The organism is Daejeonella lutea (assembly GCF_900168015.1).
GTDB classification, from domain to species: Bacteria; Bacteroidota; Bacteroidia; order Sphingobacteriales; family Sphingobacteriaceae; genus Daejeonella; species Daejeonella lutea.
The window spans coordinates 54708-77501 of the sequence record NZ_FUYR01000007.1; the positions used below are offsets into that span (position 1 = coordinate 54708).

At 42.3% G+C, this 22794-nt stretch carries 23 protein-coding genes; all 23 read right to left on the reverse strand.

What is annotated here, in order from left to right; genetic code table 11:
* Positions 1-35: 35 nt before the first annotated feature.
* The 23 genes from B5X60_RS17680 to B5X60_RS17790 are packed head-to-tail and all read right to left on the reverse strand — an operon-like array spanning position 36 to position 22792.
* Complete coding sequence (locus B5X60_RS17680; RefSeq protein WP_079704071.1) at positions 36-998, reverse strand: class I SAM-dependent methyltransferase; 963 nt, start codon at positions 996-998, stop codon at positions 36-38.
* Between the two features lie 39 nt (positions 999-1037).
* Complete coding sequence (locus tag B5X60_RS17685; RefSeq protein WP_079704072.1) at positions 1038-2219, reverse strand: glycosyltransferase family 4 protein; 1182 nt, start codon at positions 2217-2219, stop codon at positions 1038-1040.
* Positions 2219-2989 (reverse strand): class I SAM-dependent methyltransferase, encoded by a 771-nt coding sequence (locus B5X60_RS17690; protein WP_079704073.1) that lies wholly within the window; start codon positions 2987-2989, stop codon positions 2219-2221. The genes B5X60_RS17685 and B5X60_RS17690 overlap by 1 nt, the downstream gene beginning before the upstream one ends.
* Position 2990: 1 nt before the next feature.
* Positions 2991-3911, reverse strand: coding sequence for a hypothetical protein (locus B5X60_RS17695; RefSeq protein ID WP_079704074.1), 921 nt, complete (start codon positions 3909-3911; stop codon positions 2991-2993).
* Positions 3901-5034, reverse strand: a complete 1134-nt coding sequence (locus B5X60_RS17700; protein ID WP_079704075.1) for a DegT/DnrJ/EryC1/StrS family aminotransferase — start codon at positions 5032-5034, stop codon at positions 3901-3903. The genes B5X60_RS17695 and B5X60_RS17700 overlap by 11 nt, the downstream gene beginning before the upstream one ends.
* A gap of 1 nt (position 5035) precedes the next feature.
* Positions 5036-5467, reverse strand: a complete 432-nt coding sequence (locus B5X60_RS17705; protein WP_079704076.1) for a cupin domain-containing protein — start codon at positions 5465-5467, stop codon at positions 5036-5038.
* A 56-nt stretch (positions 5468-5523) separates the two neighbouring features.
* On the reverse strand, positions 5524-6516 hold the full coding sequence (locus B5X60_RS17710) for a class I SAM-dependent methyltransferase (RefSeq protein WP_079704077.1): 993 nt from the start codon (positions 6514-6516) through the stop codon (positions 5524-5526).
* Between the two features lie 20 nt (positions 6517-6536).
* Positions 6537-7667 (reverse strand): polysialyltransferase family glycosyltransferase, encoded by a 1131-nt coding sequence (locus B5X60_RS17715; RefSeq protein WP_079704078.1) that lies wholly within the window; start codon positions 7665-7667, stop codon positions 6537-6539.
* Between the two features lie 30 nt (positions 7668-7697).
* Positions 7698-8393, reverse strand: a complete 696-nt coding sequence (locus tag B5X60_RS17720; RefSeq protein WP_079704079.1) for an acylneuraminate cytidylyltransferase family protein — start codon at positions 8391-8393, stop codon at positions 7698-7700.
* Complete coding sequence (neuC, locus tag B5X60_RS17725) at positions 8393-9559, reverse strand: UDP-N-acetylglucosamine 2-epimerase (RefSeq protein ID WP_079704080.1); 1167 nt, start codon at positions 9557-9559, stop codon at positions 8393-8395. Before neuC ends, B5X60_RS17720 begins: the two co-directional genes overlap by 1 nt.
* Positions 9553-10542 carry an N-acetylneuraminate synthase family protein gene (locus tag B5X60_RS17730; RefSeq protein WP_079704081.1) on the reverse strand — a complete coding sequence of 330 codons (990 nt, stop codon included), beginning with the start codon at positions 10540-10542 and terminating at the stop codon, positions 9553-9555. Before B5X60_RS17730 ends, neuC begins: the two co-directional genes overlap by 7 nt.
* Positions 10532-11644, reverse strand: coding sequence for a glycosyltransferase family A protein (locus B5X60_RS17735; RefSeq protein ID WP_139377524.1), 1113 nt, complete (start codon positions 11642-11644; stop codon positions 10532-10534). Before B5X60_RS17735 ends, B5X60_RS17730 begins: the two co-directional genes overlap by 11 nt.
* 33 nt (positions 11645-11677) lie before the next feature.
* A complete protein-coding gene (locus B5X60_RS17740) occupies positions 11678-12937 on the reverse strand; it encodes a hypothetical protein (RefSeq protein ID WP_139377525.1) in 1260 nt (419 codons plus the stop codon).
* A 14-nt stretch (positions 12938-12951) separates the two neighbouring features.
* Complete coding sequence (locus tag B5X60_RS17745; protein WP_139377526.1) at positions 12952-14691, reverse strand: ABC transporter ATP-binding protein; 1740 nt, start codon at positions 14689-14691, stop codon at positions 12952-12954.
* Between the two features lie 29 nt (positions 14692-14720).
* Complete coding sequence (locus B5X60_RS17750; protein WP_079704085.1) at positions 14721-15866, reverse strand: DegT/DnrJ/EryC1/StrS family aminotransferase; 1146 nt, start codon at positions 15864-15866, stop codon at positions 14721-14723.
* Positions 15863-16876: a GDP-mannose 4,6-dehydratase gene (locus B5X60_RS17755; protein ID WP_079704086.1), complete on the reverse strand. Its 1014-nt coding sequence runs from the start codon at positions 16874-16876 to the stop codon at positions 15863-15865. Before B5X60_RS17755 ends, B5X60_RS17750 begins: the two co-directional genes overlap by 4 nt.
* 24 nt (positions 16877-16900) lie before the next feature.
* Positions 16901-17617 (reverse strand): metallophosphoesterase family protein, encoded by a 717-nt coding sequence (locus B5X60_RS17760; protein WP_079704087.1) that lies wholly within the window; start codon positions 17615-17617, stop codon positions 16901-16903.
* Entirely contained in the window at positions 17617-18510 is an 894-nt protein-coding gene (locus B5X60_RS17765; RefSeq protein WP_139377527.1) for an NAD-dependent epimerase/dehydratase family protein, read from the reverse strand. The genes B5X60_RS17760 and B5X60_RS17765 overlap by 1 nt, the downstream gene beginning before the upstream one ends.
* Positions 18510-19553, reverse strand: coding sequence for an ATP-grasp domain-containing protein (locus B5X60_RS17770; RefSeq protein ID WP_079704089.1), 1044 nt, complete (start codon positions 19551-19553; stop codon positions 18510-18512). Before B5X60_RS17770 ends, B5X60_RS17765 begins: the two co-directional genes overlap by 1 nt.
* A 1-nt stretch (position 19554) precedes the next feature.
* Positions 19555-20184 (reverse strand): acetyltransferase, encoded by a 630-nt coding sequence (locus B5X60_RS17775; RefSeq protein WP_079704090.1) that lies wholly within the window; start codon positions 20182-20184, stop codon positions 19555-19557.
* 9 nt (positions 20185-20193) lie between these two features.
* Entirely contained in the window at positions 20194-21291 is a 1098-nt protein-coding gene (locus B5X60_RS17780) for a DegT/DnrJ/EryC1/StrS family aminotransferase (RefSeq protein WP_079704091.1), read from the reverse strand.
* Positions 21288-21788: an acyltransferase gene (locus tag B5X60_RS17785; RefSeq protein ID WP_079704092.1), complete on the reverse strand. Its 501-nt coding sequence runs from the start codon at positions 21786-21788 to the stop codon at positions 21288-21290. The genes B5X60_RS17780 and B5X60_RS17785 overlap by 4 nt, the downstream gene beginning before the upstream one ends.
* Positions 21788-22792, reverse strand: coding sequence for a Gfo/Idh/MocA family protein (locus B5X60_RS17790; RefSeq protein ID WP_079704093.1), 1005 nt, complete (start codon positions 22790-22792; stop codon positions 21788-21790). The genes B5X60_RS17785 and B5X60_RS17790 overlap by 1 nt, the downstream gene beginning before the upstream one ends.
* Positions 22793-22794: the final 2 nt, after the last annotated feature.

Consider the following 22794-nt stretch of genomic DNA (forward strand, 5'->3'; position numbering starts at 1 on the left):
ATTACGATTAACCAGAACTAACCTGCGAAGTCGGGCTATTTTTTTTGAAGAATGGCAAACAGGTGATAAGAGCCCTTTCGGTTATTAAATTCGTAAGCGCGTTTTAGATATAACCTCTTAAACTCATTGGCCATGTGCACCGGATAAAAATCCTTTAAACGCGTCTTCAATTTAGACATCGCGGTTGTCATCGCCGTCTGAGGCGCAACCAGATCGCCAAGTGCAGGAAATCCATAACATTCTAAATGTTCAATACTCGCGTTTAACTTACTAGCAAGATATGCTATGCTTTTAGTAGTAAAATATTGCATGTGCTCAAGGTCAACACGAAAGGTCGTCGAATTGGGATCTTTTTTGCTGAAATCTCCATTTGGGGTCCAAATCAATATCCTGCCACCCGGATTGAGCCTTTCGAAAGCCTCATTCAATAAGTCCAGGGGATTTAACGGGTGCTCGATCAGATCATTCATCGAGATTACGTCGAATTTCAGCTCTTTCGGCAGATCCGAGATCTTACCGAAAAAAACGTTATCCAGCCCGGATTGCCTGGCATAGTCAATTGCTTGATTATCATATTCCACGCCAAACACGTTGCCCCCAAGTTTTTGTAAATGATAGAGAAAATATGGAATTCCAAAACCTACATCGAGGAAACTTGAATTCTTGAAATCAACCATTGATGCCAGCTTCCGAATCCTCAGATCACCGAAATGATCCGTTCCGAAAATCAAATCCAGTTTAGACTTATTTATTCGCAGGTCTTTCGTTTTGCGATGATTACTATCATACTGGGCATAAAATTGGTTAATTTGCTCTGGAGAAGGTGAAGGTGATATATAGTAGACACTACATACTCCACAATTTTTAACAACCAGGTTGTCCGGCCGTAAATAGAGCTGTTTATTCTCCAAAGTACCGCAGATTGGGCAATGTCTTTCCTGCAAATCAGTCATATCCCATTTCGGCAACCTGTAATCGAGTTTCTCGAGCTTTTTCATTATGTCTTTAGTATTCGAAATGATGTGAATTAAAATATATTATGCCCAGCACTTTCGCCGGTTTTTAAACTTAATCAGCCTTTCCAGTAGTTCATGCTCACACTTCACGCGCTCGTCCTCAACAGCCTTTAATCTTAAATATCCGCGGGAAACAAGATCTTTTCTAACATCCGGATCTAATACTGTTTCCATTGCTTCTGCGAGAGATTCAGCATTATCGGGGTCGATCAATAATGCCGCACCGCCTGCCTCGCCTGCTAGGTGACTAGAGTAAATGACCGGAACTCCCAGCGACCATGATTCGAGAGGTGGCAAATTAGTAGGCCCGAAATAGGTTGGCATGACCAGGGCACAACTTCCCTGGTATAAGCCTTTGATATGTTCGGAAGGGACCAAGCCTAAAGTATGAACCTGACTATCTACCGATAATTCTACTGCGCAATTCAGGATGTGCTGAATGTTGCCTTTGTCGCCCCCGGAAAAAACCACATGGTAATGTTTTCCCTGATTGTTTAACACGGACAATGCCTCCAGAACTCGAATATGATTTTTATGTGGCCAGAATTGAGCCGGGTAAAAAAAATAAACCTCAGGCAATTTGTAAAATTGAATAACCTCGGTCACGGTTGTTGAATTGCGTTCCAGATCAGGAGAGGGTCCGTATGGCATGTGCAGCAACCTTCCCGGATTTACCCCGTAAAATTTACCCGCATTGTTGGAAAGCTCTTTTGAATCTGTGAGAGTAATATATGAGTTCGATATTGTCGAGAAGTAAAGTGCGTCGCGTTTCTGAAATTCTCCAAGTGCACTTACTTCCGGAAATTCGGGAAAATCCCGGTGCGCCAAGTCAAAAAGGGTAAATATATAATTAGTCTTTTTTAAATGTGTCGCCCATAACGATGGGCCTGTGAAATAAACCAGATCTGTTTGGCAGGATATTAATTTTTTCTCAAACGTAAACAAGGTTTTTGCAGAAAGAATATATTTACCGAAAAAAGAATTTAGTATCCGCACCTTGATTTTGTCCAGCAAAGAGAATTGCACCAAAACACCATCAAAACCCTTGTCGATCAGTACCTCCACAGTTTGCTTATCAAAGGCAATAACCTGCAGGTCAAATTGCCCTTCACAAATACGTTTCATCTGGAACAATGCATTCAGGGACTGATTATGCGCCCCTCCAGCCTTCAAAGTAGTTTCCAGGACAGCGACGATCCTCATCAATTAAGCTTCAGTATTGAAATGGCAGCCCAATCGTCAGCGGTGGGCAAGTCATCAGACATCCATGCTCTTGTCTCCAACACCTTAAACCGCGTACTTATTAATTCCAACTCAGGCAGAAAAAAATATCGCATTAAATGTGATTCTTCAACAACATCGGTTTTAGCCCCCTCATGCTTTTCAGTGATCATCACTGTAAAATTTACCTCTACCGAATTTGATAAGGGATTTAGTACAGGTTCGGCGATCCTTAGAACATCAATTTTCTCATCATTTATCCTTCTGATCTTTACTTCCGGCTTTTGAGTTAGAACAGCAGGCCCAAACCAATAATCAAAGATGAAAATGCCGCCCGGCTTGAGATGTTTTGCTGCCGTTTCAAATGTGGCTCTCAGATCCTCATTGCTTGTTTGATAACTCATCACGTGGAATAGGGAAATTACAACATCGTATTTAACTTCGGTGTTGTAATTTCTAACATCGCCTGTTTCAAAGCTCAATCGATCCGAAACATCCCTGGACAGCCCTTCTTTTCTCGTATTTGCCCGTTCAACCATGTTTGGGCTAAGGTCAATGCCGTGCACGGAAAATCCCAAACGTGCCAGATGTTCCGCATGAGCTCCAGTTCCCGAGCCCAGTTCAAGAACAGCTGCAGCCTGAGGCGAAAACTCGTCTATAATTGAATGAATATATTTCGATTCTGCGGTATAGTCCTTGTCCTTATACAACAGGTCATAATACCGGGCATATGCATTAAAAACTTGGTCCATCTTAAAATATCTCTGGTGTTTGAGTGGTAGTGTTAATAACACTTAGCCCCTTTATCTTATCGTTTCTCTCAGAGGCATCAAGGTAGGTAAGGCGACCATGCTCATCTCGTGACTCCCGGTATTTTGATGAAACATACCCTTCCTCGAGCGACACCTCCCTTACTGTTTCGTTCATATAGTCTTCTAAAATAAAGTAAGCATTATTCCCCGCATTATTACATCCAATGAACCGGTACCCCCGTGAGCGACTTAATTCGTAAAGAGAGCGCAGTGAGGCTCCCCAATAGAGATTGCTATAATGGGCGTCCGTACGGTAAAACGATGGGTTGTATGGCACCGTTACAGCTCTTTCGCTTCCGAAGTTACTGTTGTATTCAAGGATGAGGATCACCGGCTTTAAATTAAGGGCCTCCCAAATCCAATAATCATTCCCGTCCAGATCAATGTGAAGGAGGCCTAAGCCTCCCCACCTGTCTACATGAGGTTTTAACAAGCTTGAAATATTCTCTTTAGTAATGAAAACCGCCTGAGACTCCAGGTCCTGCTTCCAGTAGAATGGAGAAGACCGGAGCTTTCCAATGTGTTGTTCGGAACCATCAATTACAAATCCCGACCAATTGTCTTTCTGCAGTAAAAATCTTGTGTTCGATTCAAAATAATCTTCAACCCCAAATTCGATGAAAGTCTTGTGAGGTATGTCAATATTTTGCGTCAGGTATTGTATAATGCCATCATCGCCAAATTGCGAAAAGACCCTAAATTCAAGGTCTGAGAGCTTATTATATTGTTTCCTGGAACTTATCAGGGCACTATGTAATGATCCAATGTTAATCTTTAATTCATCATGTCCGGCTACTACTTTATCCGGAAGTCCAAACAGTGTCTTTTGGCCGGAAACTACCTTCTTTAACCTATCGAGCATTTAATATTTTTTTTAATGATGCAGCACTATGTTGTATTTGACTTTCGGTTATCGCCATGCCGCTTGGCAGGTAGAACCCTCTTCTGGCTATGCGTTCAGCGACCGGGTAATTCTGATTTTTAAAAAGTCCCGATCTCATAAAAACTGGCTGTTCATGCATCGGCCAGAAAAACGGGCGGGAGCCTACTCCTTCCGCAGATAATCTTTTCATTGCTTCTTTTGCATCAAACGGCACACTTTCATCGAGTACAATTCCATAAACCCAGTAAATGTTGTCGGCATAGTCAGTTCGATAATGGGGTATCTGTATTCCTGTTGTGGACTCCAGCTGGGAGTTATACAGGCTACCCATCTTCCTTTTTAAGCCCACGAATTCACTTAATCTTTCAAGCTGCGCTACTCCCATAGCTGCCTGGAGGTTCGTCATCCTGAGATTCCAGCCAATCTCATCATGCACAAACCGCTGTTCAGCCTTGAAGCATAGGTTTCTCAGACTGCGGCACCGCTCTGCAAGTTCCTCATCATCCGTTAGGATCATTCCGCCTTCGCCTGTAGTAATGTGCTTATTGGGATAAAAACTAAAAGTGCTTATATCACCGAAGCTGCCGCATGGCTTTCCTTTATATGTCTGGCCGTGCATTTCCGCGGCATCCTCTATTACTTTCAGATTATGAGCTTCAGCAATTTCAAGTACCTTGTCCATGTCGGTGGGCAGGCCATAAATATGGACTACCATAATCGCTTTAGTCCGGGCGGTAATTTTCTCAGTAATTTTTGAAACATCCATGTTCCATGTGACCGGATCAGCGTCCACCAATACCGGAACAGCTCCGGCCCGCACTATGGCTGCCGCACACGAAATGATGGTAAAAGCCGGCATGATCACCTCGTCACCTACAGAAAGATCTAATGCTACGATGGCTGCATCTAATGCAACAGAGCCGTTAGAAACTGCAACTCCGAACTTCCTGTTAACGGTTCCTGCCATTTCTTCTTCGAACTGTTTAATAAACGGCCCTTCAGATGAGATCCATCCGGTCCGGATACATTCTATTAGATTTTTTTCCTCGTTGCCATTCAGGAGAGGCTCGTTTACTGGTATAAACGGAAGGGTAGCGCTCATATTAACAAATCATATTAAGTTTATCAACAGAGACAGCTTCAAATCTGGTTTTATCCCCGTCCCCTGCATAGGGACCTTGCTTAACCTCTATCATTTCGGTTTCTTCCAGCATTTCAAAGCCGTGGCCGCCGAACGCCAGTAGTATTACATCGCCAGTTGAGAGAACATGACTTTCCAAATAATTCTGATTGTCGTCATAAAAATCTACCCGCACCTTCCCGCTCTTAATAAACAAAACTTCTTTTGTATACTGCACTTCCCGTGCTACTGGATTATGTACATGTGGAGGAATTACATAACCCTCAGGACGATTCATGTAACCCAACTGCTGGGAGAAGTCGCTGGGAGTGAAAAATTCTATCCCTTCTGTCTTGAAGGAGGCACGCAATATTATAGCTAGCTCCCTCCCCTGACAAATAATTTTTTGTATCATTTTTTACGTGTTTCTTATTAGTATAGGCCATGTAGCTTCTAAAATAGATAGTAGAATCATATTTTTTTGCCAATCATTCTCAAATTCTTTCCATATCCAGACGAATTAATAAAAAACTGGAGTTTATCGGCTATTTTATCGAGCATTCCCGTATTGTTCGCTTTATTTTTCAGGTACCAAATATAGTCGAACATATCAAGACCTTCAGTCTCAAACCACTCGAATTTAAAATTACTATTTTCCAGCTGTAACTGCAGTGTTGCGGGTGTATATAAAGTAAGATGATGTGAAGGCCAAATAAAGTGAGCATCGGCACCCATCAATACTCTGGATGCTGAATTATAATTTGGGACGTAAATGTACACAATACCACCCGGTTTTAACAATCGGTAAGCATGATCAAGTATATCTTTGGGGTAAGGTACGTGCTCCAGGACATCGAACATTCCTATGGCATCAAAAGAAATATTTTCGATATCCTGAATTCTTTTATTCTCCAGGGGAAGACCAAGCGATTTCCCAAAATCTACTGCTGCAGGATTTAGGTCAATCCCCAGAGCTTCCCATCCCAGCTCTCTCGCTGCTTCAACGACGAATCCTGTGCTGCAGCCAACGTCAAGCAGTGAGATATTTTGCTTGTCGGTGAAGAACTGTGATATCTTTTGCACCCTTTCTTTCCCAAATCGCTCTACCCGATAATTGTGCGAGGAATGACCAAGTTCAGACACTACCTGCTGATATTCTTCCGATTTGTAAGTATCCTCATAATACTTTTCGTTGAAGATCGGGTTCACATAAATTGTGCTACAGGAGGTGCACTTAACTAAGTCCAGCGAATCCTTTTTAAGCTCAGGTAAATACTCAGACTTTTCGCAATTAGGGCAATTTCTTAAACTCAAATATTCACGAGGTATTTTTCCGTGGATGGAGAGTAATTTATCGAGGTTATGATTTCGTTTTGATATGAGTGTTCCGTAAGAATCTTTTGGTCTTAGTTGCTCTAAATCAATTTCATTGTACTCGGAGATAGGTTTTAACGGAAGTTCCATGCTTAAATGTTAGGTGATAATTATAATGAGGTCCGCGTATAAAAAGAAAGGCGGTCCAGAAAATATGTCAGATAACCCGGATGCGATTTTAAGGGTGGAAGTTTTTGAAGGTCAGAAGTGTCGTTAAGGAAAAAATTAGCAGGAGCGTCATGAAAGATACTATCGTACGTACCTTCAATTTCATCGGGAAAACCAATGAGTTTATAAATTACATACGATTTGAATCCCATCTCCAGAGCTGAGAGTGAAGATGTGGAGCCCAATGAAAAGCAGTAGTCAATTTCCGGGTGGGTCAGCAATACCAACTCCGAGCTTAGGTCGTAACCTATGTTTTCAATGTTTCCAGTTGGAAAGCATTCCCTGATAAGTTTGAACTCGTCATCCATTTCTGCCGGATGTGGTTTATATAAAAACGTATATCCTGGAAGAGATGACGATAACTCTTTATAATATTTCAATAAATCTGCCGTCATCTTTTTTGTAAAATAATCCCAGCTCAAAAACCTGCTTCCAAATAAAATCACTTTCTTACTTGTGACTTCGCTTTCAATTAATGGGGGTAAAACAATTCTGTTTTTAAGAGACTTATCCCCATTCCGGAAAATAATTTCCACCTTTTGTCTGATAACATGATGGTGGCTAACAAATGTACTTTTCTTATTGACGCGGATAATTTTCCATTTAGCCCCAAAAATAGAATGATAAATATTAGCTAAAACGGTTGACTTCCATGCAATCGTATAATCTTTAGTCAGATCTGGTGCCTCGAAGGTCTGAATTAGAATACTGTGGTGGAACTTATTTAGCAATATATGTGGCAAAAGCTGAGATTTATCCAGTGAAATAAATAAATCAGCTTTGTTAATCAGCTTATCAATCCGCTGAAGGGCCGTTGAGATTAACTTCGAAATTGGGGCAATCCCTTTGCCCAACCTGGGTACCTGATCTTCAGTTATCATTATATAATCCGATGCAATATGATCAAGATAACTGCTCAAACCCGCAATTTTATTTAGGTGGGGGTCCATAGCCACCACTGCCGAAAATGTAAACCGCCCGTACGCACGAATCAATGGAACCAGCCGCAGAAAATAGACAAGGTCATATGCGTGCCCGATATAAAGGGAAATATGCCGTGTCTGATTATTCATATTAGTCTGCGCCAAAATAGAGCGATCATTTTACTTTCTTCGCGCTAAATACTTCTCTGCGGTTTTAAGGTCCTCAATATTATCGATGTCTACTGATCTTTCTGCATTCATCAAATAAGCTAATGCCTTCCCTCCCCACACAAACTTATCAATACAATTTAGGCGGGTAATATAGATTGCTGCTCCATTTCGTGCTAAGACGGGAGCTTTATCCTGTCTTCTTGTCGGTTGCTGCCCGTTAATAAAATTTTTTAAATAGCCTTCAGCATTCAGTTCCATAACTGAAGTCGGATGAAAAATATGCGGAACCTCAATACAAGAAACCAGGCTGTCTGCATTAGGATCCGAAAGGAACAGCTGGACAGCCTGGTCTATATCTTCGCTCGTTCTAAGCGGTGAAGTTGGCTGTAGTGTTATTACAGCATCTGGTATCCATTCCTCATGCACGGCTAAATATTGCACAACATGCTGCAAAACTGCCATAGTGGGAGTGTCATCCTCTGCTAGTTCTTCTGGCCGCAGAATCGGCACTTCCGCTCCAAATTCAAGGGCAACTGAAGCTATCTCAGGGTCATCCGTAGAAACAATAGTTCGATGTACAAAATTTGAACCTAAAGATGCCTCGATCGTCCACCCAAGCAATGGCTTCCCAAAAAGGGGATAAATGTTTTTGCCAGGAATACCTTTGGAACCACCTCTAGCCGGTATGATACTGATAAACTTCATTAATAAGTTATCCTTTTCTGGACGTTTACTGTTTTCGTCGCAAGAACTTCTGCTATCCTTTTTCCTGCATTTCCATCACCATAAATGGTATCCCTTTGATAGGGCCCATGGGCTACCTGCTGCTTTACTGCTTGCAGAATTGCCTCTCTCTCGGCAGGTACCTCGAGGACATTAGACCCTCTTTCCCGTGTAGTTTGCCGCGACCCAAGATTAACGCATGGCGTTCCAATAAAGGCCCCATCCCTCAATCCGGAAGATGAATTACCGACAATACAGCTCGTTCTTTTCATCAGCCGTACATATACATCTATTGGCAGATTCTTAAAAAAATGCATATTCTTGCCATGTCCCTGCTCTCTCCATTTACGTATACCACGTGATATGTCGTCAGATCCGGCATCAGCATTCGGCCACAATACGATAGCAGGCAGTCCGCTTTCACTTACAGCTTCCAGAGTAGCCCTGATCTGTCTTTCACCTTCGCCGTATTCAGTGGTAACCGGATGTTGAGAAACCAGAATAAAAGGCTTATCAAGATCTATAACGTCACCAACGCCAGCGGTAAATAGCTCATTCGCAAGTTCTGCTGTGCCCTTATCTTTTTCCAGGATTTCAGCAACCAGGTCGATTCTCGGGCAGCCCACCATATGGACATCCTCTGGCACTTCTCCCAATTTTATTATCCTTTCCCTAGCATCCTCGCTTGCCGGAAAATGTACGTGTGCAAACTTTGTAACAGCATGCCTGATGCTCTCATCAATAGTTCCTGAAACCTCTCCGCCCATAGTGTGTGCCACCGGGATGTTCATATAAGCCGCAGCGAGGGTCGTAGCCATCGTCTCAAATCTGTCACCTATTGTTACCACAAAATCGGGCTTCAGCCGGCTAAAAACTGTAGGTAATTCAAGTAATCCAAGTCCCGTTGATTTCGCCATAGTTTCAGGGGTTTCTCCTTCGATGAGGGAAAACACCTCAGCGTCTGCCTGAAATCCGTCAGCTCGCATTAAATCAACTACAGCCCCAAACCTGTCTAATAGAGCTGAAGCTGTTACTACAAGTTGTAAGGTAAGGGTTTGATGATGCTTTATTGCAATCAATGCAGACTTAATTGAACTGTAATTGGCACGCGAACCAACAACAACGCATATTTTACGAGTATTTAACATAGATCTTCTATTCTCAATTTATAATTTACCGGCAATTCTTTATTTACTTTTTTTCCTATTATTTCCTGCCACTTAGCTGCCGGAATGCCATCCCCCGGCTTTTTGTAGGCCAAATCCTCCTGAGAAATTGTATCACCCGCTTTAATCGGGCGACTTGTTACAATACTTTTTTCAAAGATCCTTTTCATGTCTGTGAGGGCACTTAGATCATCCTTGTCAACCGGGCTTTCAAGCATCCGCCATATGGATTTCAAGCCGGCACAAAAACGAGCAAAATCCCCTGGCTCCATGGAATTTGCCGCATCAGAACCATACATCAATTTAGAAAAAGTAAAATGCTTTTCAATGGAGGTTGCACCCAAGGCTGCAGCTGCAAAACTTGCCGCATCACCTAAAGTATGATCTGAAAAACCGACAGGGAGGTTCCATTTGGCGAGCATTTCCGTTATAATATTTAGTCCAACCTTCTCAGGCGGGCATGGATATTCTGACGTGCATTGCATTACACTAAGCGGTCCACCTTTAGACAATGCACCAACCGCCTGATCAAGTTCCCGCCAATCGCTCATTCCTGAGGACAAAATAACAGGTTTTCCAGTTTGTGCAACATAGTGTAATAACGGAAGGTTACTTACTTCACCTGAAGGGATCTTATATACATCAACCCCTATATCTTCAAGCAGATCAACTGCTTCCAGACTAAATGGTGAAGAAAGAAACCCCACATTCGAGTTCCGGCAAACCTCCTTTATTTTTAACCATTGATCTTTGGAGAACGCGGTCCTTTTAAAATAATCCAGCCGGGGTTCCCCCTTGAAATAAGCAGGAGAAGGCGCATCGGCCAAAGTCTCAGCCTCTGCAATATGTGTTTGAAATTTGACAATATCAGCGCCGCATGCGGCAGCTGATTCTACTAGCTTACATGCGTTGCCGAAGGACCCGTCATGTACCGAACCGATTTCGGCTATTACTTTAAATCTCATTGTTAATTGCTTCCGGCCGTGCTATGGCCTTTTTTAATAATCTGAACCATCCTGCAAAGATCTTTTTCAAACTCAGTAATGATTTTGTCAGGAACACTCTAAATACAAACCCCGTTGATGAGCTGTCAAATGTATAAAATATATCAACTGCAATTACCGGAACTTTTAAAGCGAGCTTCAGCAGCGACCACTGCTTTTGCGGCAAAGTGTTAATTTCATAGGCCGCTCGAACTGCTGGATTATACACCGGGCTTGTGACTATTTCATAATGAATACTATCTGGTATAAATGGATATTTGGTATTCTTATCAATGCAGTCTTGCTGGATTTGAATGCAAATATCCGGCAGCTTCGATTTGATCACAGTTAAATATGTAAGGTGGCCTGCAAAGTTCAACATATTGAACTTATCCCTGAAAGTCCTGATTGATTTATCAAACCAATCATACATAGGCCCAGTGAATTCCTTCGCCTGATAATACAAAAATTTATCCTGGATCTGCTTTTCAAAAAGCATCGTCAGGTTGAACATCAAGTGTCCTGAACGCTCCAGTTCATCACCCTGGATAACTTTATTGATTGGTTTTATTTGCCCCAGTTCGTTGCCCAAAACAGGAGGTCTCTGATTAATCCATATATCCCCCTTCGCAAATCGATGCACACGTTTTACATCCTGCAAACCCGTTCCCTCCAGTCCGGAGGTCTGTAGTTTCAGTGAACCGAAAACGTCTATGAAATTAAATGATACCGTATCCAGATCTGCGTCAGCAGCAAACAGCTCTTTGATATAAATGTGGGTGTGATCGTGATAAAACTCATCTGCGTCGATTTGCCAGACAACGTCTCCGGTGATATGGTGCATGAATTCATTACACATCTCCATACGGTCCTCATAGAATCCATCCTTAACAATCAATTTTATTTTTCTATCAGGATCAGGAAAAGATCTTATTGAAGACAATGTTGTATCCTGGCTTCTTCCATTATTGGTTGCGAATGCAAACTTTTTATAAGCACCCTCAACTATAATAATTTCATGCGCATGCTTGTAAATAGACCGTAACTGATAGTCGATGAAGGGCTCGCCATTCAAGACATTCATAGCATAGGAAATCTTTGTCGAATACTGATCCACCTACCTTAGCACCTCCTGCCATTTGTCCAAAGATATCTCTGTAAATTCATGTATCCACTTTTTCATATCGATGGCATACCTCGCCCTGAGTTCCGGAGCTTCAAGTTTAACGATTGACTCGCATACTTCCTCCGCGCTTTTTGCACTTTCGTGGGGATAAACGTCAATATCAGCGAACCCTGAAAATTTACCTTTAAAAGGACTGTAGGTAATAATCGGTTTACACATTTTCGCATATTGCATTAAGGAAGTATTCCAATCATACGCAAAAGATGGATTCGACTCATAATTATCTGATTCGGGCCATATTCCCCCGAAACAAATGTCGCTCATGCCGATGATTCCGTCTACATCCCGCTGTGAGACCGGGGGCAAAATTAGAATGCTCCCTTGAGCTATCAGCTCATCTACTTCAGGTGCATATCGCCTGATGGCCCCCAAATTACCTCGCCCGAAAATCAATAGTTTAGCATTAAGACGATTCAGTTTTCTATAATGAGAAAAGCCTTGAAAGAACAAATGTGTTCCTTTCCAAAAATCATTTTTAGAGACGTTAACAATAAGAAGATCACAATTCTCCTTGATCTGTTTGAGTGTATCTTTCAAAACAAATCTTTCATCGTCGGATGATACACCAAATTCGGATACCGCGCCTGGAAGGGGATAGGGTACACTTGAAAATTTAGTTACTACAAGCGGTGTCCAATTAAAATGATCTGAGTTGATTACTATGTTTGAATTGAAAATTCCCCGCCTTTGAAGAGTTGGCAAATCCACCGAGTTTAAAGATTCATTGACGCGGTGGATAAGACGCTTGCCCTTATACTTGCTGAAAAAAGCCTGCTTGATATCAGCCAGCTTTGTGAATTTTGTAATCAAAGTATGGTGATTTACATCAGCCCCAGTGACTGCAAAATAATCCAGTTTTAGCCCCGCATACTGAAATATTGCCGGTGCGTAATCGCTTCCAACTACTATGGAGTCTTTACCTACGACCGATAATAATAAACGCCTAACCTCTTCAGATGATTTGGTGTAGATCAAACTCTTGTCTATATTTTCCGGTGCTGAAAAATCAGTAAATGCTTCAATCGAGTATTCAGATCCTATAGGAGCATCCCATATTCTAAAATGCTGATTGAGTCGTAAATCTGGGATATAACGTACTTTGATCTTTCTTTTATGAAATTGCGAAGCGATCATTAAAAGAACATTATTTACGTCGCAAAGAAAAACAACTGTTTTATTCTCTATGTGCATGCTAGCTCTTGTTATTAGGAAAGCATTTCCTCGGCTGTCCCCTGCCTCTGAATCCTGCCTTTGTTCAATTGGAAGATCACATCACATTTACTTAAGGTACTTAGGCGATGTGCAACTATTATAATGGTTTTATTGCCGTGCAGTAAATTTACGGCATTCATCACCTCGCTCTCAGTCGCAGTATCCAGAGAACTTGTGGCCTCATCAAGGATCAGAATTTGCGGATCGTGATACAAGGCCCGTGCAATTCCAATTCGTTGTCTTTGCCCACCAGATATCCTTACGCCACGTTCTCCCACCATTGAATTGAGCCCAAGCTCCAGCCCGTCTACGTACTCCTCGAGCTGAGCAGCTTTAATTGCCCGTTTAACAGCTTCATCATCAATATCTTCATCCATAACCCCGAAGGCCACGTTCTTTCGCAAGGTATCGTCAGTAAGGAAGATGGATTGGGGCACATAACCAATCTGATCCTGCCACGCCCTTAAATCGTGATTGATATTCTTTCCATCAACGGTAACCTGGCCTGATGACGGGCGCAGTAAGCCAAGAATAAGATCCACCATCGTGCTTTTCCCGGCACCGCTATTGCCTATGAACCCGACAGATTCTCCTTTATTTATGGTCAGATTGATTTTCTCAACAGCGTTGCGGGGAGCACCCTCGTATCCAAAAGTGAGGTCTTCTATCTTTATTTCCTTGACTGCCTTTAAGTCGGTTATTTTTTTCTCGGGATCGAGGTCTGAAACATTCTGGAACTCATCATAAATCAGGTCGACAACGGGTTTGGAAAACCGTAAGGTCTGAAACGATGTAAGTAACACGGTTATTGACGGAATAAGCCGAAAGGCGGAAGCGACGAACACTCCAATCGTGGGAACAAGGCTTCCCAGAGGTTTGCCTTGAACAACAACGCCAATAACTACGAACGCCAGGCCAAAGACCGCCATCAGCTCAAGCCAAATTCTTGGAGCCTGATTCAAAAACTGCATTCGTATTCCCACATTGTATGAAGAATCATTATGCCGGGAAAAATTGTTAACAAAGAAGCTTTCGCGGCCCAACACTTTTACATCTTTCACCCCTCCCAAACCTTCAACAAGATTCTTTTGCCTGAATCCGTCATGGAATTGACGGCTTAGCCCCCATTCACTTATTTTTTTTCGGGAAAGCCTGTAAAAGATCCAGGACATAGTTGCCAATATGCCTACAGAACAAATAGCGCCAAATGGCTCTAAATACACGAGCATAACTGCTATAGAAAGCATTAACGAAATATTGGTCGTAAGGAATAATATACTCGACGTGACTCCGGAAAGCATGCTTACCTCCCCCACTACATTCCGCATCAATTCCGCAGAATTTCTGTTCAAATGGAACGCGTAAGGTTGAAACAAGTATTTCTTAAAAAGCTTTCTGGATAAATTCTTAGATAAATTTTGTCCGAACGACGCCTGCTTCCAGGCCAAGAACATCAGAAAACAAGCTTTGATTATGTACACCAGGGTCAAGGCGATCATCATTCCGATGACTATCTCTGTATTGCTCGGACTGCCAAATAATGAAATGATCTGCTGGGCCTGCGGGTACCGGGTAAACCTTTCGATGTCGGTAAAGGCGGTGATCACAGGTACCAGGATACCCAGCCCCACCATTTCCAGAACCATGCCTATAATAAGAAGAAATAACAACACGTAAGACTGTTGTTTTTGCTTCTTATCTAATAGTAGAAAAATTTTTTTAAAGGTATTCACAATCTCAGTTTCCTAAAAAATGACGAATTTCAATTTGAAACAACCGCAGAGCTCAAAATTGCTGTAAATGTGTTGATCACATAATCAATGTCCTTTTGTTCCATAGGCACATATAACGGTATTATGATGCTTCTGTCAGAAGCGTCTTCTGATATGGGAAGCTCTAAACCGACGCATTCGTGCTTATAGGCGATTTCCCGGTGAACAGTCATTACTCCCCGACGGGTTGCAATCCCAGCTTCAAGCATTTGAGCCATTATTTCGTTCCGGCTTATTGCACATTGACTATTCAAATAGATACTGAAAGATTGATAATTTAAAAAGTCCCCCTCTGATTCAGACATCATACGAATACAGGGAATATCCTTAAATGCTTCTATATATTGATGAGCAATCTTTCTTCTTTCTTCTACTATCCAATCCAGCTTCTTCAATTGCTCAATTCCCACTGCCGCCTGAATATCTGTCATACGGTAATTGTATCCTACTTCAACATGGTCTTCAAAGATCAGTGACTTAGACTCATGCCTTATCCGGTCATTCACTGACATCCCATGCTGCCTTAATAACTTCAACCTTTCACAGTAAGCAGGATTATTGGTTGTAATCATACCCCCATCTCCTGTTGATATTACTTTCCTGGGGTGAAATGAAAAGCACACCAGGTCTGAATGTGACCCTATTTTAGCCCCCTGGTATGACGAGCCGATCGCGCAGGCTGCGTCTTCAATTAAAATTAAATTATACTTTGACGCTAGTTCCTGAAAGGCCTCAATATCTGCCGGAATGCCAATCTGGTGTACAAGGAGTATTGCTTTTGTTTTTGGAGTAATTTTCTTTTCAGTGTCAGTAAGATCCAAATTATAATTGAATGGGTTAATTTCTGCAAAAACTGGAACCCCTCCTACATACTTGATCGAATTTGATGTAGCAATATAGCTCATTGACGGGCAAATCACTTCATCCCCGGGACCAACTCCTGCAACTAACATTGACAAGTGCAGTCCGGTAGTACAGTTCGATACAGCAACTGCGTACCTGGCTCCCGTGTATTCTGCAAACAATTGTTCAAATTCAGCTGTTTTGGGGCCCTGGGTGATCCACCCGGTTAATATGGTGTCGTGAGCGGCAGAAGCTTCGTCCGCTGTCATGTATGGTTTTGCTATAGGTATCATTTTTTTTCTCCCCAATTCGTGATTTGGATTTCACTTAACATATTTTCACGTTCTTTCATTTTCTCCTCGTAGTAGATGATCGTTTGTCTTAACCCTTCTTCAAAAGTATACTTCGGTACAAAGCCCGTACTCGTAAGAAATTTTTCCGCTTTAACCCAAAGCCGGGGCACATCCGCAGGCCGGTCTTCCATGTGATGAATGCCAATATCTTCTTTTTGTGTAAGCCTGAGGAGGTTTTCCAGTAACTCCTTCATTGTGATCTCCACCCCGGTCCCAATATTCAATGTCTGCCCCGAAAGCTCAGCTCTAAGGTGGATAAGCGACGCCAATGCCGAGGCTGTGTCTTTAACATAGAAAAAATCCCTGGTGATCTCGCCATTACCGAATATTATCGGTTGCTGATTATTCAAGATCCGGACAATTGAGCGCGGGATAACTTCGCCTGCATCGCCTTCATAATGTGCACGAGGCCCATAATTATTAAAAATACGCAGGACGGTAGTCGAAAGTCCAAAACACTCCTGGTAAGCATTGGTGTAATGTTCCCCTGCGAGCTTACTTGCACCATATACAGTCAAAGGATTCGTTGGAGCTTCTTCAGTTATTGGGAACATCGAAGTTCTTCCATATATTTCAGAGGTTGATATATAAAAAAAATGCTCCACTTTGGCTTTTCTGCCTGCGCTCAGTACATTTAAAGTTCCCTCCGCATTTACCCGGTGATTTTCAAACGGACTATGTAAAGAATGCCTGACACCAAGACAGGCAAGATGAAAAATATATTTAACACCTGCCGACGCTTTTTCACAACTTGCCTGGTCCAGGATGTCCCCTTCAAAGAATTCAAACAATGAATTTTTACTAGCATCCCTCAGGTTTTCTTCTGAACCATTGATAAGGTTATCAATAACCCTAACTCTGTAACCTAAACTCAGTAGTTTATCCGTTAAATGTGAACCTATAAAGCCTGCGCCTCCTGTAACAAGTATTAAGTCGTTCTGTTTATCCATTTTTATATCTGTAAAAATACGTTTTTAAATTTCTAAAGCTCCGCCTGTAGATTTACCCAGCGAAGCAATTGCCCTTTTGTCCCAATTTATCTCGCGGAGGGTCGCCATAACTTTTTGATAATTATAATTTGTTCTTTTAAATTCAAATTGCCTGGTTTCTGTATCCAAAATTCCCCATGCGGCGTCGGGGTTGCCATCCCTTGGCTGTCCGACCGAACCCGGATTGATTATTTTCCCTCCATTTTTGATATTCCTGACAACAGGGTAATGGGTGTGTCCCAGTAGGAGCATAGTCCCTGGCTTTGGGAACCAGGGCCAGATGTTCATATCGTCCGGATAATATCGGCCATTTTCGGGATCGGCAGGAGTTCCATGCGCTAACCGGCATACTGATCCATTTAATGTAACCGCACTCTCGAAAGGCAGAGTGCCGAGCCAATCAATGGCCTCAGGTGATTTTTCTCGTAATTCCTTCTCATTGAGCTTTGCTGCGTACCAATACGATGGTACGGGATCGGGAGGACTTGACTGTATGACTAACTGGTCGTGATTTCCCTTTATGCAAATAGCGTTTGGAAGATAGCTATGGAGCGCTTCATAAGTCTCATGGGCCCAGGGGTAGTATCCAAAGGTATCGCCTAAAATTATTAACTTATCAATTTCATGGAGTTCCAGCTCGCTGACAACAGCTTGCAAAGCATATACATTGGAGTGAATATCACTTAATATCCCCAATTTCATTACGCCACCATTGATAAAAGCTTTTCCAATACAGTGGTCGACGTATACAAAGGCTTATATTGCAGATATTTACGGGCCTTCTCAATTAAAATATTCCACCTGTCTGACTCATTAACATCTGCATTCTCATGGGTATAAAAGTTTCCAAACTTAAGACATATCAAGCGGGCAAGCTCATTCATCGATATAGTGTTGCCCGAAGCAATATTATAAACGCCGGAACTGGCTGACAACTCAACGCCGTTCGCAAATGCCTGCGCAATATCCTGCACAGCAACAAAATCCTGAGTCCTGTTACCCTGTCCAAAGACTTTCAGTGAGGCTCCTTCCCGCGATTGGATTATCCAGGATTTTACCACATTCATTGGCATCTGATCAAAATTAAAAGATATTGGACTGGAAATACGCATGATGTGATATTCCAGGCCGTTTTCCCCTGCAATTTCCTTTATGATATTCTCCCCATCATATTTTGATCTGGAGTATGGGGTCAGCGGACAAACGGGCGACTCTTCTGTTATGGTATCCGGAAGCGGCTTCTGTATCAGGCTGAAGCTGCTGGTGAATATTACCTTCTTAACTCCGGATTCAACCGCCTTCTTAAGGATCGCTCTGGTAAAGTCAATATTTACGGTCTGAATTTCGTTTAGCTCGGACTGCGTCGACCCTTGTTTCAAACAGGCAGCATTGTGTATGAGGACGTCTGTACCGCACAGATAATTACCGAAGTCAATTGCCTCTTCAAAATCCATTTGCAGCCACCTGACTCCTTTCATGCTGCCTTTCGGCGACCGCGAGGCAGCAGTAATCTCATGCCCTTCAGAGATCATTCTCTCCAGAATGGCGGAGCCTACAAGGCCGGTAGCACCAGTCATGAAAATTTTCCTGGACACTAGCGTATCATTTTGTCAATAGGTACAATCACATGCTCAAATGCCCGAATTACAGCCACATCGTGCTGATAAGGGATCCTGCCGAACTTCTCATCAAACAGGTAGTTTCTCAGTAAAATATCCGGCTCATTAAAGCCCACATCAGCACGCATGGTACTTGTCCCTGAAAATCTTGCGTGGATCTCGAACACATAAATATCTTCACCATCCATTCGCAGCTGAATATTTAATGGCCCGACACTCTTCAGCCGTACGGCAAGATTCTCGCAATACTCCTGTATGATTTTATGCTTGATGAAAAACCCCTGTGAGTAACCTGTTGAGACTTCATATGAGATTCCGTTTTGACGTTTTGAGTCAAGCAGCGAAAGTCCGATCAGCTTTCTCCGCATTACGATGCTGTCAATGATATTACTGTTTTTATCAGACAATATACCCACGGTGTACTCGTCATCTCCCGTACCAATATATGGCTGAATACAGTAATTGGATTCTGAATTCAAGCGGGATAAAATGTTCTCAATCTCAGCTTTGCTAAATACGAAATGAAGGCCTTTTGATCCGCCGGTTCCAGTGGTGGGCTTGATGATAAATGGAAATGGATAATGAGCTATAACTTCCTCCCATTCACTGATGGGGTAAGTTTTAATATAATTAAGCCCGAACTCCTGTAATTTCTGCACCATTTTGAACTTGTCCATCATCAGAGGCATCAGCGCATTACTATTGCAAATAACAGGGACAGGAATATCACTTTTGAACCTGGACAATACGCTTACCTCAGCTTCAGAACCTGGAATTACAGCATCTATTTTAAATTTATCCAACACATGTTTGAGTTCAGGGATATAATCCGGCGAACTTGCCAGTGGAAGTAAAGTTGCCTGCGGTGTCTTATATAAGCCCCATGCGAAAGAATCCGCGTCGCTGCCAATAACATTCCACCTGTTTCTTACATCTTCCGTCGTTCTGGTCAGAGCATGTACTATGCCTGACCCCACACTCCGGCCGCCAACTGCTGTCACAAGAATATTCTTTTTCATTTTAACTTATTATCTGCCGAGCAGGTACACCATAGTAGATACTTTGATTTTTGGTATCTTTTAAAACTAATGATCCAGCTCCAATTATACATTGGCTGCCTATCTTTATCGAGTCCTTAATTATAGCTCCAATTCCTACAAAACTGCTTGACCCGATCTCTACCAAACCTGCTACGCTAACGCCGGGTGCAAGAAAGGAATTTTTACAAATCCTGGAATGGTGAGCAACGATTGTTCCTGTGTTAATTAATACATTGTCCTCGACTATAACCCCCAAATCAAGTATCACACCTGGCAGAATAAATACCCCCTCACCAATGATACAGCTCGGATCAACATATGCTGACGGGTGCACGATGGTTGCAAACGGGATTATATCTTTAAACTTGTTATACAATGCCTCCCGGACATCAAAATGATTATACCCTACACCAACGATTATCAAGTCAAATCGTCCTTTCTGGAAGTCAGACAAAGCGTCATCGATCTTTCCCAGTATAGGAAGACTATCAGAATAAGAGGTTGATAAGTAATCATCGTAAAATCCAACTACTTCCAGAACTGCAATAGCGCTGGTGTGTTCAGCTATTAGCTTTCCAAGTTCTCCACCTCCCAAAACTGCTAGTTTCATCCTTTCGGCTTAAAATTCATTGACGGTTTTAATGACAAGTGAGATCTGCTCATCAGAAAGCTCCGGGTACATTGGTAAAGAAACGCAATGATCTGCCAGGTATTCGGAATTTGGAAGATCACCCTTTTTATAACCAAGATGCGAATACGCTTTCTGCAAATGGCACGGCACCGGATAATGAAAAGCTGCAGTAATATTATTATCCGCGAGGTGTTTGACAAGTCCATCCCGGTCGTCAACAGTAACAACAAAAATATGATGTACACCATCACTCCAGTCTTCCTGCTTCTGAAGTTTAATTTTGGGGTTTGTTATACCCTTATTGTACAAAACCGCTATTTCGCGTCTGCGGTTATTCCAGGTATCCAGATACTTAAGTTTTACGGATAAGGATGCACCTTCCAGGCCACCCATTCTATAATTATATCCTATTTCGTCATGATGATACCTATGGTGTGAGCCATGATTTCTCAGTGAATGAAGATGGTGTGTATATTCATCTGAATTCGTGGTAATGCCACCAGCTTCACCGCAGGCACCCAGGTTTTTACCGGGATAAAAGCTAAAACATGCCATATCACCAAATTTACCGACAACTGAATTCTTATATCTTGCACCCTGCGCCTGCGCAGCATCCTCGACAAAAACCAACTTATATTTTTCACAAATTGCTTTGACCCTGTCAACATCGAAGGGCTGTCCGTAAAGATGAACTCCAATTATTGCTTTCGTTTTAGGGCCGATTTTATCCTCTATCTTATTTATGTCGATTTGCCAGGTATCAGGATCACAATCCACAAATACAGGGGTAGCACCAGCGTGGGAGGGTCCCCAGGCAGTCGCAATAAAGGTGTTGCCGGGAATGATCACCTCGTCGCCCGGCCCTATTCCAAGGCTTAACATAGCCAGATGAAGAGCCGTGGTACCGTTGCTGACACCGATACTGTGTTTAACTCCCACATATTCTGCAAACTCGGTTTCAAATTGTTGCACAAAAGGACCGCCTGAAAATGCAGTTTTTTCGTAAACCTTTTGAAATGCGTCGAAAATTTCAGCTTTAATTTGCTCATGCTGCCCTTTCAAATCAAGGCATGGTATATTCTTCATTCGTTAGTATTTAATTTCCTAATGATCCGGGCAGGGTTTCCCGCTACAATTACATTGTCTGGTATATCCTTTAGCACAACTGAACCAGCACCAACAATCGAATTTTCACCAACTGTTATCCCGCAAAGAAGCGTCACACTGGAGCCAATAGAAGCACCTTTTTTTACGATCGTAGCTTCCATGTGCCAATCACTTTCTGTCTGAATGCTGCCATCGGGATTTGTAGCTCTTGGGAATTTATCGTTGATGAAAGTCACATTATGGCCTATAAAAACATTGTCTTCGATCTTAACCCCTTCGCAGATAAAACTGTGGCTTGAAATTTTACAGTTCCTTCCGATCTCTACACCTTTCTGGATTTCGACAAAGGCTCCTACTTTGGATCCAGCTCCTATGCTGCAGCCGTACGCATTAACAAAATCAAAGATTTTTACATCTTTTCCAACTTTTACGTTGTTCAGACTCTGCTTTTCAGTTTTAATAGTAATTGTTTCCATTACAATCTAACCTCCTTTCCGTTATTTTTTATTGAATTTTGAGAGGCCTCAAGGATTCTCACCACGTTAAGCCCCAGCAACGAGCTGGACAGGGGTTCTGTCTCGTTTTCAATGGAATTAATAAAGTCTTCAGCTACCTTGAATAATGCTTCAGTTCCGGCAATTTTCGGCAAATAAATATCCCCGACTCTATAATCCACCATTATGCTGTTCTTATCTTCATACGTGGTATGATTAAACCCGGTATCATATATTCTGACCTTTTCTGAAGGCTCAAGATCGTTATATACTATCATTTTTTCATTCCCCCCTATCAGTGTCGATCTTACCTTTACCGGTGAAGTCCATGAACAATTGAAATGCGCGACAAAATCCCGCTCATAATTAACTGTCATGTACGCTATATTTTCAATCCCGTTCTTAGTATGCGAGATACCAGTTGCATTGACGCTCAACGGAGTATCTTTTACCAGATAAGTAAGTATAGAAATATCATGAGGCGCCAGATCCCAAAGGACATTTACATCAGGTTGGAAAAGTCCAAGGTTGATACGTGTTGAGTCAAAATATTGCACAGTACCGATTCCGCCATTTGCGATGATTTCATTGATTTTCTGAACCGCTCCTGTATACAAAAAAGTGTGATCAACCATTAAGGTCAATCCCTTTTTTGCGGCAAGGTCTATTAGAATACTGGCCTCCTCTACTGTTGACGTCATCGGCTTTTCCAGCAGCACGTGCTTTCCCTGCTCCAGGGCCTTGAGCGCCAGCGGGAAATGCGAGAAAACGGGTGTAGCAATAACTACTGCATCTATAGTTGAATCGTTTATTAGGTCTCCAGCATCACTATAGTTACGAATTCCAGGGTACATCTTTGATATTTCAGCTTGTCGCTGTGTTTTTGACTCTGCAATGGCTGCAACTATACATTTTTTTTGCGCCAGAAAATTCCGCACTAAATTAGGGCCCCAATAACCAAAGCCGATAATGCCTACATTGATCATAT

What these genes read in the sequence shown, in the direction of transcription:
- B5X60_RS17720 (WP_079704079.1), bottom strand. Translation starts at nt 8,393, where the DNA reads ATGAAGTTTATCAGTATCATACCGGCTAGAGGTGGTTCCAAAGGTATT.
- B5X60_RS17715 (WP_079704078.1), bottom strand. Translation starts at nt 7,667, where the DNA reads ATGAATAATCAGACACGGCATATTTCCCTTTATATCGGGCACGCATAT.
- B5X60_RS17760 (WP_079704087.1), bottom strand. Translation starts at nt 17,617, where the DNA reads ATGAAATTGGGGATATTAAGTGATATTCACTCCAATGTATATGCTTTG.
- B5X60_RS17740 (WP_139377525.1), bottom strand. Translation starts at nt 12,937, where the DNA reads ATGCACATAGAGAATAAAACAGTTGTTTTTCTTTGCGACGTAAATAAT.
- B5X60_RS17790 (WP_079704093.1), bottom strand. Translation starts at nt 22,792, where the DNA reads ATGATCAATGTAGGCATTATCGGCTTTGGTTATTGGGGCCCTAATTTA.
- B5X60_RS17735 (WP_139377524.1), bottom strand. Translation starts at nt 11,644, where the DNA reads ATGAATGTCTTGAATGGCGAGCCCTTCATCGACTATCAGTTACGGTCT.
- B5X60_RS17775 (WP_079704090.1), bottom strand. Translation starts at nt 20,184, where the DNA reads ATGAAACTAGCAGTTTTGGGAGGTGGAGAACTTGGAAAGCTAATAGCT.
- B5X60_RS17710 (WP_079704077.1), bottom strand. Translation starts at nt 6,516, where the DNA reads ATGGAACTTCCGTTAAAACCTATCTCCGAGTACAATGAAATTGATTTA.
- B5X60_RS17780 (WP_079704091.1), bottom strand. Translation starts at nt 21,291, where the DNA reads ATGAAGAATATACCATGCCTTGATTTGAAAGGGCAGCATGAGCAAATT.
- B5X60_RS17680 (WP_079704071.1), bottom strand. Translation starts at nt 998, where the DNA reads ATGAAAAAGCTCGAGAAACTCGATTACAGGTTGCCGAAATGGGATATG.
- B5X60_RS17785 (WP_079704092.1), bottom strand. Translation starts at nt 21,788, where the DNA reads ATGGAAACAATTACTATTAAAACTGAAAAGCAGAGTCTGAACAACGTA.
- neuC (WP_079704080.1), bottom strand. Translation starts at nt 9,559, where the DNA reads ATGTTAAATACTCGTAAAATATGCGTTGTTGTTGGTTCGCGTGCCAAT.
- B5X60_RS17685 (WP_079704072.1), bottom strand. Translation starts at nt 2,219, where the DNA reads ATGAGGATCGTCGCTGTCCTGGAAACTACTTTGAAGGCTGGAGGGGCG.
- B5X60_RS17755 (WP_079704086.1), bottom strand. Translation starts at nt 16,876, where the DNA reads ATGGATAAACAGAACGACTTAATACTTGTTACAGGAGGCGCAGGCTTT.
- B5X60_RS17705 (WP_079704076.1), bottom strand. Translation starts at nt 5,467, where the DNA reads ATGATACAAAAAATTATTTGTCAGGGGAGGGAGCTAGCTATAATATTG.
- B5X60_RS17700 (WP_079704075.1), bottom strand. Translation starts at nt 5,034, where the DNA reads ATGAGCGCTACCCTTCCGTTTATACCAGTAAACGAGCCTCTCCTGAAT.
- B5X60_RS17695 (WP_079704074.1), bottom strand. Translation starts at nt 3,911, where the DNA reads ATGCTCGATAGGTTAAAGAAGGTAGTTTCCGGCCAAAAGACACTGTTT.
- B5X60_RS17690 (WP_079704073.1), bottom strand. Translation starts at nt 2,989, where the DNA reads ATGGACCAAGTTTTTAATGCATATGCCCGGTATTATGACCTGTTGTAT.
- B5X60_RS17750 (WP_079704085.1), bottom strand. Translation starts at nt 15,866, where the DNA reads ATGATACCTATAGCAAAACCATACATGACAGCGGACGAAGCTTCTGCC.
- B5X60_RS17730 (WP_079704081.1), bottom strand. Translation starts at nt 10,542, where the DNA reads ATGAGATTTAAAGTAATAGCCGAAATCGGTTCGGTACATGACGGGTCC.
- B5X60_RS17770 (WP_079704089.1), bottom strand. Translation starts at nt 19,553, where the DNA reads ATGAAAAAGAATATTCTTGTGACAGCAGTTGGCGGCCGGAGTGTGGGG.